The 14543-nt window shown below is 43.5% G+C and carries 10 protein-coding genes and 1 riboswitch; of the genes, 9 read left to right on the forward strand and 1 reads right to left on the reverse strand.

Annotated elements, in window-relative coordinates; genetic code table 11:
• Positions 1 to 134 precede the first annotated feature (134 nt).
• The 7 genes from BQ7344_RS14275 to BQ7344_RS14305 all read left to right on the forward strand — a co-directional run bounded on the left by BQ7344_RS14275 (position 135) and on the right by BQ7344_RS14305 (position 8755).
• Entirely contained in the window at positions 135 to 1313 is a 1179-nt protein-coding gene (locus BQ7344_RS14275) for an MFS transporter (RefSeq protein ID WP_072523073.1), read from the forward strand.
• A 15-nt stretch (positions 1314 to 1328) separates the two neighbouring features.
• A complete protein-coding gene (locus tag BQ7344_RS14280) occupies positions 1329 to 2609 on the forward strand; it encodes a Na+/H+ antiporter NhaC family protein (RefSeq protein ID WP_072523074.1) in 1281 nt (426 codons plus the stop codon).
• A gap of 46 nt (positions 2610 to 2655) precedes the next feature.
• A riboswitch (cobalamin riboswitch) is annotated at positions 2656 to 2860 on the forward strand.
• 172 nt (positions 2861 to 3032) lie between these two features.
• On the forward strand, positions 3033 to 4406 hold the full coding sequence (locus BQ7344_RS14285) for a sirohydrochlorin cobaltochelatase (RefSeq protein WP_072523075.1): 1374 nt from the start codon (positions 3033 to 3035) through the stop codon (positions 4404 to 4406).
• Positions 4407 to 4503: 97 nt separating this feature from the next.
• The gene (locus BQ7344_RS14290) at positions 4504 to 5445 is read left to right on the forward strand and encodes a hypothetical protein (protein WP_072523076.1); all 942 of its coding nucleotides are present in this window, start codon (positions 4504 to 4506) and stop codon (positions 5443 to 5445) included.
• Positions 5446 to 5447: 2 nt separating this feature from the next.
• Positions 5448 to 6623 carry an ABC transporter substrate-binding protein gene (locus tag BQ7344_RS14295; protein WP_072523077.1) on the forward strand — a complete coding sequence of 392 codons (1176 nt, stop codon included), beginning with the start codon at positions 5448 to 5450 and terminating at the stop codon, positions 6621 to 6623.
• Between the two features lie 15 nt (positions 6624 to 6638).
• Positions 6639 to 7655, forward strand: coding sequence for a FecCD family ABC transporter permease (locus BQ7344_RS14300; protein ID WP_072523078.1), 1017 nt, complete (start codon positions 6639 to 6641; stop codon positions 7653 to 7655).
• A complete protein-coding gene (locus tag BQ7344_RS14305; RefSeq protein ID WP_072523079.1) occupies positions 7655 to 8755 on the forward strand; it encodes an ABC transporter ATP-binding protein in 1101 nt (366 codons plus the stop codon). Before BQ7344_RS14300 ends, BQ7344_RS14305 begins: the two co-directional genes overlap by 1 nt.
• Here BQ7344_RS14305 and BQ7344_RS14310 read toward each other — a convergent pair.
• A complete protein-coding gene (locus BQ7344_RS14310; protein WP_072523080.1) occupies positions 8741 to 9349 on the reverse strand; it encodes a TetR/AcrR family transcriptional regulator in 609 nt (202 codons plus the stop codon). The two genes, BQ7344_RS14305 and BQ7344_RS14310, sit on opposite strands and share 15 nt — an antisense overlap.
• Positions 9350 to 9562: 213 nt before the next feature.
• Here BQ7344_RS14310 and BQ7344_RS14315 point away from each other — a divergent pair, with 213 nt between their 5' ends.
• Positions 9563 to 11632, forward strand: coding sequence for an efflux RND transporter permease subunit (locus BQ7344_RS14315; protein WP_072523081.1), 2070 nt, complete (start codon positions 9563 to 9565; stop codon positions 11630 to 11632).
• 66 nt (positions 11633 to 11698) lie between these two features.
• On the forward strand, positions 11699 to 14527 hold the full coding sequence (locus BQ7344_RS14320; protein WP_072523082.1) for a methyl-accepting chemotaxis protein: 2829 nt from the start codon (positions 11699 to 11701) through the stop codon (positions 14525 to 14527).
• The last annotated feature ends 16 nt before the right edge of the window (positions 14528 to 14543 follow it).

Genomic DNA, 14543 nt, shown 5'->3' on the forward strand with positions numbered 1-14543 from the left:
TTGGCTTTCCTCCTGTTTCATATCAATATTCTTCATCTTAAAATAAAAAAATGAAATTCGCAAGTATTTTATGCTTTATCCATTTCACAATCCAATGTATAATAGAAACAATACATATCAAAGGAGTCTTCATTATGTCTTCAGTAAAAACCAAAAATCTGACACCGCTTTATGCATTTATCCAGGGACTGTACTGGATGAATTTTGCGGCGATCATGGGATATTCCGGATTTTATCTTCTCGGAAGCGGATTTTCCAATACAGAGATCGGCATCATCATTGCGATTGCAGGTATCCTGTCAGCAGTTCTTCAGCCGGTGCTGGCCAGTTATGCAGACCGTCCGGAAAGCCCTTCCCTGAAAAAATTCCTGCAGTTACTGCTGGTGTTGCAGCTGATTCTCGGAATTTCCCTTCTTTTCTGCAAATCAATATTGCTGACCGGAGTTGTCTATGGTTGCGGTGTGACCCTGCTTCAGCTTCTGACCCCGTTTATCAATTCTCTTGGAATGGAAAGTATCAATCAGGGACATAATCTTAATTTTGGTATTGCCCGCGGGATGGGTTCGGTAGCTTATGCAGCACTTTCCTATGTCCTTGGAATTATTACATCACGCACCGGAATTACAGCAGTACCGGTATGCATCATGATTGTTACACTTGTACTAATGGGCTGTCTGGCACTGTTTCCATTTACAAAAAACAGCTCAGGGCCGACAGGGGACAACAGTAAGAAACAAACATCAAATCCGTTACAGTTTTTACGTAAATACAAACGCTTCACAATAGTACTTGTCGGATGTATCCTGATTTATCTCGGACATGTTCTTCTGAACAGTTTTACTTTCCAGATTGTTCAGAGTAAAGGCGGCGGCAGTTCAGAAATGGGAACCGCAACTGCAATTGCAGCAATGTCCGAACTTCCGACCTTATTTCTGTTTGGTTATATGCTGAAAAAAGCACGTTGTGATATCTGGTTCCGTCTGACAGGTATTTTCTTCACACTGAAATCACTTGGTTCACTGCTTGCACCAAATATGACAGTATTTTACGGTATCCAAATTTTCCAGATGCTGGGATGGGGGCTGATGGCAGCGGCATCGGTCTACTATGTAAATTCCATTATGGATGCAGAAGATGCAATCAAAGGACAGGCATATATCACGATGACTTACACACTTGGCAGTGTAATCGGAGCTTTCCTCGGCGGTGCGCTGATCGATTTCTCCGGTGTCAATACTATGCTCCTGTTTGCAACGATTTCTGCAGCAGTTGGAGCAGTGATTATTTTCTTTAGCGCAGAGAAGACAGCATAGGAAAGGACACCCCACATGGCAACTCTGACCCTAACTATATTCTGTATTTTGCTTATTATATGTATCGCAACCAATCATTTTATTTTATATGCGCTCTTTGCGGGGCTGGTTTTGTTTAGCTTCTACAGCCGAAAACAGGGCTATACATGGAAATCTATAGGGAAGATGATACTGCAGGGGATCAAAAAAGTCAGAAACATCCTGTTTACATTTATTCTGATCGGGATGCTGACGGCGCTCTGGCGTCAGGCAGGGACGATTCCTGCAATCATCTGTTATACGATTCATCTGATAAAACCATCTACTTTTCTTCTTATGACGTTTCTTTTGAATTGCCTTGTTTCTGTGCTGACGGGGACTTCTTTCGGAACCGCGGCAACGATGGGCGTTGTCTGTGCGACAATCGCATCAACACTTGGTATCCGTCCGTGGATGGCAGGCGGGGCAATCTTGTCCGGCATTTATTTTGGAGACCGCTGTTCACCGGTATCAACGAGCGCACTTCTTGTCTCTGAACTGACGGGAACCAGTGTTTACCGAAATATCAGAAATATGATACGAAGTGGGGCGGTACCGTTTATCGTGACAGCGCTTATTTATTTCTGTGTCAGCAGGAACCTTCATGGCACAGCAGAAGTGCCGGATCTTGTAAAAATTTTTGGAAACGAATTTCAGATTGGCTGGATCACATTGCTTCCGGCAGTTGTGATTCTGGTATTGTCGGTAATGCAGGCCGGAGTAAAAATTTCGATGATCGCGAGTATTCTTACAGCGATACCGATCTGCATCTGGTTTCAGGAAATTCCGGTAAAAAATCTTTCGATGCTGATTTTGACCGGCTTTCATTCCGCAGATTCTGCGGTGGCATCTATGCTGGATGGTGGAGGAATTTCTTCTATGGTAAAGGTAGGCGCGATAGTCTGCATTTCATCATCCTATTCCGGTATCTTCCAGGAAACCGGTATTCTGGATGGCATTCAAAAAATGGTCATCGCACTTGCAGACAAGACGAAACCATATCTGGCAGTATTTGTGACGGCAGTTCTGACCGGCGTTGTGGCATGTAACCAGACATTGTCGATTATTTTGACGGATCAGTTGTGCAGCAGAACCGAAGCAAATAAAGAAAAATTTGCCAACTATCTGGAGGACAGCGCAGTGGTCATAGCACCGCTTATACCATGGTCAATTGCAGGCGCTGTGCCACTGGCAGCAGTAGGCGCACCGGAGAGCAGCGTACTGTTTGCATTGTTTTTGTACCTGCTGCCTCTGTGGGACTTATTGATAAAAAAATAACCGGAACTATTGTAAAGTTGAAAAAATAGTGGTATTCTGTAAGAAATTGAATAATAAAACAACAGGTGCAGATGATTTTTATAAGAAATCACAAGTTAAAAGGGAAACAGGTGTAAGTCCTGTACGATCTCGTCACTGTAAACAGGGAATGTAAAGTCATGCGTGGATGCGCAGCCACTGGAGAACCGGGAAGGCGACTTTTTATGTGTTGATCTGTAAGTCAGGAAACCTGCCTGCTGTTGGTACGGGGATTTTTTAATTCCGGATCACGAGTAATTGGTTGTACCATAATCCAGAAACTCTTAGCCCGGTGCAGGAGTTTTTTTGTGTAAAAAATACATAAAACTATCCACCGGACTATCAGCCGTACTTTGTTATTCATTTTAATTTTCATGAAAACCACAAGTACAGGAGGAAACAAACATGAAAAACAAAACTGTAAAAGCACTGGCACTGGCTATGGCTGTAGCAACAGTCACAATGATGGGATCTGCAAGCATTTATGCTTCTGATGACACTGCAGAGGCAGCAACAGAGGAAACAGCAGATACAGAAGAAGACGCAGATGCTGCAGATACAGAAGAAGACGCAGATGCTGCTGACACAGAAGAAGCATCCGATGATGACCAGGCAGCAGCAGACGAAGTTGCAGCACTGATCGACAAGATCTACGTTCAGGAAAGAAACGATACAACTGACGAAGACTGCAAAGCTGCAAAAGAAGCATGGGACAAACTGACAGATGCTCAGAAAGAACTGGTTGAAGGCGAAGAAGCAAGCCCGGAATATTTCGGTGCAGATACAGGTGATGCATCCAAGGATGATCCACGTAATCAGGATGAAATCGGTGAGAATGAGCTTCTCGTTGTAAGTTTTGGTACTTCTTTCAATGACAGCCGTGCACAGGATATCAAAGGAATCGAAGACAAACTTCAGGAAGCATATCCGGACTGGTCTGTAAGACGTGCATTTACAGCACAGATCATCATCAACCATGTAGAGGCAAGAGATGATGAAGTGATTGATAACATGCAGCAGGCACTTGATCGTGCAGTTGCTAACGGAGTTAAAAATCTTGTTGTTCAGCCTACACATCTGATGCATGGTGCTGAATACGATGAAATGACCGAAGCAATCGATGGATACAAAGATAAATTCGAATCTGTAGCAATCGCAGAGCCAATGCTTGGTGAAGTAGGCGATGATGCGACTGTTATCAACGATGACAAGAAAGCAGTTGCACAGGCTATCACAGATGAAGCCTGCAAGATCGCAGGATATGACAGCATGGAAGCTGCAGCAGAAGACGGAACAGCATTCGTATTCATGGGACATGGTACTTCCCATACAGCAAATGTAACATACGACCAGATGCAGACACAGATGGATGACCTTGGATTCACAAACGCTTTCATCGGTACTGTAGAAGGTGAGCCGGAAGATACAGAATGCCAGGCTGTTATTGCAAAAGTTAAAGACGCAGGATTCAAGAAAGTTGTTCTTCGTCCGCTGATGGTTGTTGCCGGTGATCATGCAAACAATGATATGGCTGGTGATGATGAAGATTCCTGGAAATCCCAGTTCGAAGCATCAGGTGCTTTTGACAGCATTGACTGCCAGATTGAAGGACTTGGAAGAATTGAAGCAGTAGAAGATCTGTATGTAGAGCATACAAAAGCTGCAATTGATTCCCTTGGAGCAGATGCTGAAGCAGCAACAGATGATGCTGAAGCAGAAGCAACAGACGACACAGCAGCAGATGATGCAGCAGAAACAACAGAAGAAGCTGCAGAATAATAAAATAATACATGATTTGTATCTAAGATAACGGGGGCTGCCCGGGAGGATTCAGGTCCTTCCGGGCATTTCCTGTAAAACAGGAGGATTTTATATTATGAAACGTTCAGTGGCAATGATGGCATGTGTATTAAGTGGAGCACTTATGATCGGCAGTTACAGCCCGGTTTTGGCAGAAGGAGCGAAGGCAGTTTCTGCAAAATCCGCAGAGCAGGAAACTACAGAAGAGACAAAAACAGACGAATCATCAGAAAGTGCCAAAGCAGACGATACTGCAAAAGGTGATGTCCTGGAAGATGGTGTCTACACAGCAGAGTTTGATACCGACAGCTCCATGTTCCATGTAAATGAAGCAAACGACGGAAAAGGTGAACTGACTGTCAAAGATGGCAAAATGACCATTCATGTAAGTCTGAATTCCAAAAAAATCGTAAATCTCTTTGTTGGAACGGCAGAAGATGCTCAGAAAGACGGTGCAGAGATTCTTGAGCCAACGACAGATACGGTTACCTACAGTGACGGAATGACAGATGAAGTTTACGGATTTGACATTCCGGTACCTGCGATTGATGAAGAATTTGACGTTGCCCTGATCGGAACAAAAGATAAATGGTATGACCATAAAGTAAAAGTTACAAATCCGGAAAAAAAATCAGATGCTTCAGTTGAAACAACAGAGGATACAAAAAAAGTAACTGCTGAGGATCTGAAGCTGAAAGATGGCGACTATACCGCAGAAGTAAAGATGGAAGGTGGCTCCGGCAAAGCATCTGTAACATCACCGGCGAAATTTACTGTCAAAGATGGTGAGGTAACTGCATCTGTAGAGTGGAGCAGTCCGTACTACGATTATATGCTGATCGGTGATGAAAAATATGAGCCGGTTAATGAGGATGGCAATTCTGTATTTGAAATTCCGGTAGACGGATTTGACTATCCAATGGAAGTAGTTGCAGATACGGTTGCTATGAGCACTCCTCATGAAATCGAATATACGTTACAGTTTGATTCCGCAAGTATTAAAGAGGCAGATAAATAAAAATGAAAAATAAGTTACGTATGTTTTTATGTGCGGTTTTAAGTACTTCGCTTCTGTTGTCTGCACCTGTTCTGATACAGGCAGCAGATGCGCAGGAAACAACAGAAGATACAGAAACAAAACAGGACCTTGCAGGGCTGAAATATGACCACAGTCTGGAACTTCAGTATGCAGATCAGTTTTCAGTAGATTATTATGAAGACGGTTATGCGTTGATCACGATTGAAGGTGACGGGCAGTTTCTCCTCGTACCGGATGGGAAGGAAGCACCGGATGGGCTGGACAGTGACATTGCTGTGATCAGACAGCCGCTTCAGAATATTTATCTGGTGGCAACTTCAGCAATGGACCTTTTCTGTGCGCTGGACGGACTTGACAGCATCAGTCTTTCCGGAACAAATGCAGATGGCTGGTATATCGATGAGGCAAAGAAGGCTCTGGAAGATGGCAGTATTTCTTTTGCAGGAAAATACAGTGCACCGGATTATGAACTGATTTTATCAAAAGGCTGTGATCTTGCAATTGAGTCCACAATGATCTATCACAAACCGGAGGTAAAAGAAAAACTGGAGCAGTTTGGAATTCCTGTTCTGGTAGAGCATTCCAGTTATGAAAGTCACCCACTCGGAAGAACGGAATGGCTGAAATTATATGGTGTCCTTTTGGGAAAAGAAGATCTGGCGGATAAGCTTTTTCAGGAACAGGTAGATAAGCTGAAAGCAATCGAAGACAGCGAATCTACCGGAAAAACAGTGGCTTTCTTCTATATTAATTCTGTTGGTGCTGCCAATGTCCGTAAATCCGGCGATTATGTATCAAAAATGATCGAGCTTGCCGGTGGAAAATATATCTTTGATGATCTGGGGGCGGAGGAAGACAATTCCCTGTCCACGATGAATATGCAGATGGAAGAGTTTTATGCCGGTGCCAAAGATGCCGATTATATTATCTACAACAGTACCATTGACGGAGAGCTGACGGACATCAGCCAGCTCCTCGAAAAAAGCTCCCTGCTGGCGGATTTTAAGGCTGTCAAAGATGGGAATGTCTGGTGTACCAATCAGAATCTGTTTCAGGAGACGATGGAACTCGGTACTATGATCGAGGATATTCATACGATGCTGACATCAGATGATCCGGATCTGGATACGCTGACGTATATGCATAAGCTGAAATAAAGAGAGGAACGTAACATGCGGAAGAAATTACATTTCAGATACTGGCTGTCTTTTACAGTCTTGATCATTCTTTTGCTGGTCCTGGTATTCTGGAATATCAATTCGGGAAGCATTCCGATATCGTTAAAAGATGTTTTTCGGATTTTATTCCAAAAAGAAGGAAATCAGACCGCCTATAATATTGTATGGGAAATCCGGCTTCCGAGAATACTGGCAGCAGTCATACTTGGAGGTGCACTTTCTGTATCCGGTTTTCTTCTGCAGACCTTTTTTGGAAACCCGATTGCGGGACCTTTTGTACTTGGTATTTCTTCCGGGGCAAAACTGGTTGTTGCACTTACTATGATCTATCTTCTTGGAAAATCTATGGTTGCCACATCCGGAGTCATGATCATTGCGGCATTTATCGGTTCTTTGATTTCTATGGGATTTGTTCTTCTGATCTCAAGGAAAGTAAAGCAGATGTCCATGTTGGTAGTAAGTGGCATTATGATTGGATATATCTGTTCAGCTGTGACAGATTTTGCAGTCACTTTTGCAGACGATTCCAACATTGTAAATCTTCATAACTGGTCACTTGGAAGTTTTTCCGGTACAAGCTGGGATAATGTTTCTGTGATGGCAGTTGTGGTGTTTGTTGCATTGTTTATCACATTTCTGATGTCAAAACCAATCAGTGCTTATCAGTTGGGAGAAGGCTACGCACAGAATATGGGTGTCAATATTAAGGCCTTTCGCGTTGCACTGATTTTGTTATCCAGTGTTCTGTCAGCCTGTGTGACTGCTTTTGCAGGTCCGATTTCCTTTGTGGGTATTGCCGTACCGCATCTTGTAAAGAGTCTGATGAAAACATCAAGACCATTGTTGATCATACCGGGATGTTTCCTTGGCGGTGCCGTATTCTGTCTGTTCTGTGATCTGATCGCAAGGACAGCGTTTGCACCGACAGAACTCAGCATCAGTTCTGTGACCGCAGTGTTTGGTGCTCCGGTAGTTATTTATATTATGATACGAAGAAAGAGGATGGCCTGATGGGAGAATATTTTGTTCATTCTGAGCAGATGACAGTGGGATATGATGGAAAACCACTGATTAAAGATATAGAGATCCGGTTAAATCGTGGTGAGATCCTGACTCTGATCGGACCGAACGGTGCCGGAAAGTCTACGATTCTAAAGAGTCTGACGAGACAGTTAAAACTGATCAGCGGAACGGTTTATCTCGATCAGGAACTGATGAGCCATATGTCAGGAAAAGAGGTCGCACGTAAGCTTGCGGTTGTGACGACAGAGCGTATCCGTCCGGAGCTGATGACCTGTGAGGATATCGTGGCAACAGGGCGGTACCCATATACCGGAACACTTGGAATCCTTTCGAAGGAAGACTGGGAAAAAGTGCATAACGCAATGGAAATGGTGCATGCGCTTGAATTTAAAGACCGTGATTTCACTGCAATCAGCGACGGGCAGAGACAGCGAATTCTGCTTGCGAGAGCAATCTGTCAGGAACCGGAGATCATCGTTCTGGATGAGCCGACATCTTTTCTGGATATCCGTCATAAGCTGGAACTTCTTTCTATATTAAAGAAGATGGTTCTGGAGCATCATACGGCAGTATTGATGTCTCTTCATGAACTGGATCTGGCACAGAAGATTTCAGATTATGTGATCTGCGTGCATGGAGACCAGATTGAAAAATACGGAACACCGGAGGAGATTTTTACTTCAGAATATATCCATCATCTCTACGGAATTACGACAGGCAGTTATAATGCTTCATTCGGATGTCTGGAAATGGGCGCGCCGGAGGGGAAACCGCAGGTATTTGTAATCGGTGGAAATGGTATGGGAATACCGACATATCGCAGACTGCAGCGTGCAGGAATACCGTTTGTGGCAGGTATCATTCATAAAAATGATGTGGATTATGAAGTCGCGAAAGCGCTGGCGGCAGAAGTGATCTGTGAAGAAGCTTTTGAAAAGATTACAGAAGAAAATCTGGTGAAAGCGCAGAATCTCATGGATCTTTGTGGAGAAGTCATCTGCTGTGTGGATAAATTCGGTCCGATGAATGAAGGAAACCGAAAACTTGTGGAAAAAGCGCGGCAGGATGGAAAACTAAAGTCCCTTTGATTCAAAACTTGTCAGGATTGCATCAATTGTCCGGTGCAGATAAGGACGATATTCGGTCAGTGAAACCGGCTGCTGATAAAGAATGCAGCTGTAGCAGGTGGAGCTTGCAAGCTCAATAACAGAGAAAAGCATCAGATCAGGATGGTCGTAAGTACGGCCATCTTTTTTTATTAATTCAAGATACTGCTGATAAAACTGCTGATCACTGTCCGGCATTTTATCATCGAGAGCTGCCTGAAAAACGCCCCATGAAAGATTCTTGGAGATAAAAACAAGAAGGGCATAATCCTGCTCGAGACTGTCCAGAATAAAATCAACCATAAAATGAAGCTGGTTGTCAAATCCTGAAATCTTATGTTCAAGAACCGACTGATAGGCTTGGTAAAAAAGTTCTTTTGTTTTATAGGAAACTAATTTGTTCCTGATATCATATTTATCTTTAAAATACAGATAGAAGGTTCCTTTGGCGACACCGGCTTTATCTGCGATATCTGAGATCGTAGTTTTGTTTGTGCCCTTTGTGGTGAAAAGCTCAAATGCAGTGTTAAACAGAGCATCTTTTTTCTGTTTTTTATTTGATTCTACTTTTCCCATCAGAAAACCTCCCTCTAAATTACGAAAAACAACTTCGTTATTTATTATAGTCAAAACTGACCAAAAGTCAATATTACAAAAAATACAAAAGAATTTTTGGACACATTGGTCAAAACGTATATTGACTAATGGTCAGTTTTGGTATATAACTCTGTATGAATAAAAAGTGACTAACAGTCATAAATGAGAAAGAAAGTCAATAAGGAGGACAAGATGATTAAGGTTGGAAAATGGATTGCGAAGCATAAAGTCGTGATTGTCATAGTCAGTCTGCTTCTGCTGATACCATCATTCCTGGGAATGGCAGCAACGAGAGTCAACTACGATATCTTAAGCTATCTGCCGGATTCTCTGGAGACAGTAGAAGGTCAGGACATCATGGTGGATGAATTCGGAATGGGTGCATTCTCCATGGTAGTTGTCGAAAATATGGATCTGAAAGACGTAGCAGCATTAAAGGAAAAATTTCAGGATGTAGATCATGTGAAAGATGTGCTGTGGTATGACAGTGTAGCTGATTTAAGCATCCCAGTAAGCATGATCCCGGATAAATTCAAAGACGCATTCTTCAATGGAGATGCAACGATGATGATTGCATTGTTTGATAATACGACATCTTCCGATGCAGCAATGGAAGCAGTCACAGACATGCGTAAGATTGCAAATGAGCAGTGTTACATCAGTGGTATGTCAGGAGTCGTAACCGACATCAAGAACATTGCCCTGGAAGAGATGCCGATCTACGTTGTGATCGCTGCCTGCCTCTCCCTTCTGGTTCTGATTCTTGCGATGGACTCACTGGTAATTCCGGTTTTGTTCCTGATCAGTGTAGGACTTGCGGTTGTATACAACCTCGGAAGTAATATTTTCTTCGGTCAGGTGTGCTACATCACAAAATCACTGACAGCAGTGCTTCAGCTTGGTGTAACAATGGACTATTCCATTTTCCTTCTGAACTCCTTTGAAGCTTATAAGAAGAAATACGATGAAAAAGAACGTGCGATGGCACATGCGATAGGAGATACTTTTAAATCCGTAGCAGGAAGTTCCGTTACAACAATTGCCGGTTTCCTTGCACTTTGTGTTATGACATTTGCACTTGGACGTGACATGGGTATCGTTATGGCGAAGGGTGTTGTCATTGGTGTTATCTGTTGTGTTACCGTTCTTCCGGCAATGATCCTTGTATTTGACGGAGCAATCGAAAAGACAAAACACAAAGCTTTGATTCCGAGCCTTGATAAAGCATCCGGTTTTATTACAAAACATTATAAAGTATGGCTGATTGTTTTTCTGGTACTTTTGTATCCTGCAATTTACGGAAACAACCATACACAGATTTATTACAATATCGATAAATCTCTTCCGTCTACACTGGCAAGTAATGTTGCCAATGACAAACTGAAAGAAGACTTCGATATGAGTACCGTACATATGGTACTTTTGAAAAACGGACTGGACAGCAAACAGAAGACACAGATGCTGGATCAGATTGATAAAGTAGACGGTGTAAAATGGTCATTGGGTATGAACTCCCTGATCGGACCGACTTTCCCGGAATCCATGATTCCGTCAAATATCAGGGAAATGCTTGAATCCGATAATTATGAAGTGCAGTTTGTATGCTCTGAATATTCATCAGCAACAGATGAATGTAACGCACAGCTTGACAAGATTCAGGAGATCGTCAAATCTTACAGTCCAGAATCTATGGTCATCGGTGAAGCACCATTGATGAAAGACCTTCAGGATACGACAGACGTAGACCTCCAGAGAGTAAATATTCTCTCCATGGCAGCAATCTTTGTGATCATCCTGTTTGTATTCAAATCAATCTCACTGCCTTTCATCCTTCTGGCAGTTATTGAGTTTGCGATTTTTGTAAACATGGCAATTCCGTATTATCAGGGAGTAACACTTCCATTCGTGGCAAGTATCGTTATTGGCGCAATCCAGCTGGGAGCAACTGTTGACTATGCGATCCTGATGACAAGTAATTACCAGAAACAGAGGCACCTCGGGAAGACAAAGAAAGAATCGATTTCCATTGCACATAAATTCTCTATGAAGTCAATTATTGTCAGTGGATGCAGTTTCTTTGCCGCAACATTCGGTGTTGCCCTTTATTCACAGGTTGATATGATCGGTTCCATCTGTACCCTTCTTGCAAGAGGTGCGGTGATCAGTACGATCGTAGTATTGCTGATTCTGCCGGCAATGTTTATGGTATTTGACCCGATCATTGTTCATACATCCAAAGGATTTTTACCGGATAAGAAATAACAAAACACGTACATGATGATTGAAACATATAAATGAAGCCAATGGCTGGAAAAGGAGTCGTAGAACATGAACAGAAACAGAAAAAAAGTAGTGGCAGCTTCTGTGGCAGTAGGAATGACAATGGTAATGGGTGTGAGCCCGGTACTTGCGGCAGATACAGATATTTCAAAAGAAGAGACCGTATATGTAAATGCGGCAGCAGACGGAACACCGGAAGATATTACAGTATCCGACTGGCTGAAAAACTCTGCATCAGCAGGAGATTTAAGTGATGAATCTGATCTGAAAGATATCAAGAATGTCAAAGGTGATGAGACTTTTGAACAGGATGGTTCCAATCTGACATGGAATACAGAGGACAAAGATATCTATTATCAGGGAACTACGAATAAAGATCTTCCTGTATCTATGGAAATCAAGTATTATCTGGACGGTGTGCAGGTAAGTCCGAGTGATCTCGGCGGCAAGAGCGGTCACTTAAAGATTGAAGTAAACTACACAAATAAAGTTAAGAACAAAACAAAAGTAGGAAAGAAAACAACCGATGTATATGCGCCGTTTGTTATGGCAACAGCCATGATTCTTCCTACCGACAATTTTACAAATGTCACGATCGACAATGGTAAAGTCCTCTCCGATGGACAGAGAAACATCGCAATCGGCGTCGGAATGCCGGGACTGGCAGACAGCCTTGATCTCAAGAGTATAGACGAAGATATTGATCTGGATATTCCGGAAGGTTTTACAATGGAAGCAGATGTTACAGATTTCAGCATGAGTTCTACTTTTACATTTGCTCTGACAGACCTTCTTAATTCTCTTGATCTGAATGATGTAGACGGACTGGATGACCTGAAAGATTCTATGGATGATCTGACTGATGCAGCAACTAAGCTGGTTGATGGAAGCAAAGAACTTTCAGACGGTGCATCTACTCTCGATGAGAAATATCAGGAATTTGATTCCGGTATCGGAACGCTGTCAAGTGGGGTCAGCACACTTTCAAGTGGTGCGTCAACACTCAGCAGCGGAGTATCTTCTTATACAGCTGGAGCAGATACATTGACAAGTGGTGTCAGTCAGTATGTAGCAGGAGCGGATACCCTGACAAGTGGTGTCAGTCAGTATGTAGCAGGAAGCAATACCCTGACTTCCGGTGTGAAAACTTATGTAGATGGAGCTGCTACTCTTCAGAAAGGAATTCAGACATTAAAGAATGGTCTTGCTAAAGAGTTTACACCGGGAATTAATGATCTGGTAAAAGGCACGGATGAATTAAATACAAGGGTTTCCGGACTGGTCGAAAAATTGGCTGGAAGTTTAGAGACTTTACCGCAGGATTTAAGTGATATCATTACATTTGCACAGAGTACACAGAGCTTTGCAAAAAGTACAGGCGATTTGGCAAATGGATTACTTAATTCTTATATGCCGGGAGTAAAAAGGGCGAAAGATAATACAGATGCCCTGAAAAAGCTGGTTGACAGTATGGTTCCAGGTGGCAGCAGTTCTCCGGCAGCAGGTACACAGCAGATTGAAGATGGTCTTGCAACCGCACAGGCAGCAGCAAACTCTGTATCAGCTGTAGCAGGAACTTCTGCAGCAGATCAGTTAAATGCAGCAGCAAATGCAGTCAGTGCGGCAGCAGGAACCGGCGATGCTCTTCAGGGAGATGCAGGTACGATCTCAGCAGGTCTGGACAGTGCAAGCTCCGCAATTGATATCTTAAGCAGTATTGATACTTCTTCCATGGATGAAGCAACAGCAGCTGCTGTAAACAGTGCAGTACAGAGTGCAATCGGTGCAATTTCTGGTGGTGTGGCTACCGCACAGGGCGGTGTGGCAAGTCTGGAAGCACATGCTGGTCAGGTTTCCGGACTGAATGAGCAGGCAGCAGCCGTACAGGAGGCAGCAGGAGCAGTCAGCTCACAGAGTGAACAGGCTGCCGCAGTTGGTGATGCCGCAGCACAGCTTCAGAGCGGTTTGTCTCAGATTGAAAGCGGTCTTGCAACACTGAATGCGGATGATACACAGAAACAGGATGATGCACAGACAGCAGCAGGTCTTACTGCAATTAAGCAGTATGTAGATGGAATTGATGCAGGTCTTACCACGTTAGTTGAAGGTAAAGATGCACAGAAACTGGCAGCAGGAGCACAGACACTGCAGGCTATGGGAACAGTCGGAAGTAAGGAACAGCCATCTCTGGAGGCTGCGGCCGGTGCAGTAGCGACGAAGGTTGGAGCACTTGCAAAAGAGCTTCCGGACATTCTGGGAGAAAACAATAAGAATGTTACAGATCTCCAGACAGGTGTAAAAAAACTGGCAGACGGAGCAAAAGCTTTACAGACTGGTTATAAATCCACTCTCCTGAAAGGTATCGACCAGCTTCTTTCCGGTGCAAAACAGCTTACAAGGAACAACAGGACAATCAAGAGCGGTGCAACACAGCTTGAGACAAGTGGCAAGACACTGACAGGCGGAGCATCTCAGCTTTCAGCAAATAGCGGTACGCTGACAAGCGGAGCATCCCAGCTTTCAGCAAACAGCGGTACACTGACAAGTGGTGCGGCACAGCTTGCATCCGGTGCACAGCAGCTTGTAAGCGGAACTGCTACACTAAGCAGCGGAAGCACACAGGTTAAGGATGGTATCAAGAGTCTTTCTGATGGCGCAAAAGAGTTGGCAGACGGAACCAAGAAATTTGACGACGAAGGTATTAAGAAACTGTCTGATCTTGTAGAAGATGATCTTCAGGATCTTATGGACCGCTTCGATGCGATCCGTTCCGATGACAATGCTTACACTTCCTTCAGTGGAAAATCCACCGGCATGGATGGAAATGTCAAATTTGTGATCGAGACAGCAGCCATCGATAACGACAGCGACAAATAATCAAAAATGATGTGAC

Origin of the sequence: Blautia sp. Marseille-P3087, from assembly GCF_900120195.1 — a bacterium.
Taxonomy (GTDB): domain Bacteria; phylum Bacillota; class Clostridia; order Lachnospirales; family Lachnospiraceae; genus Blautia_A.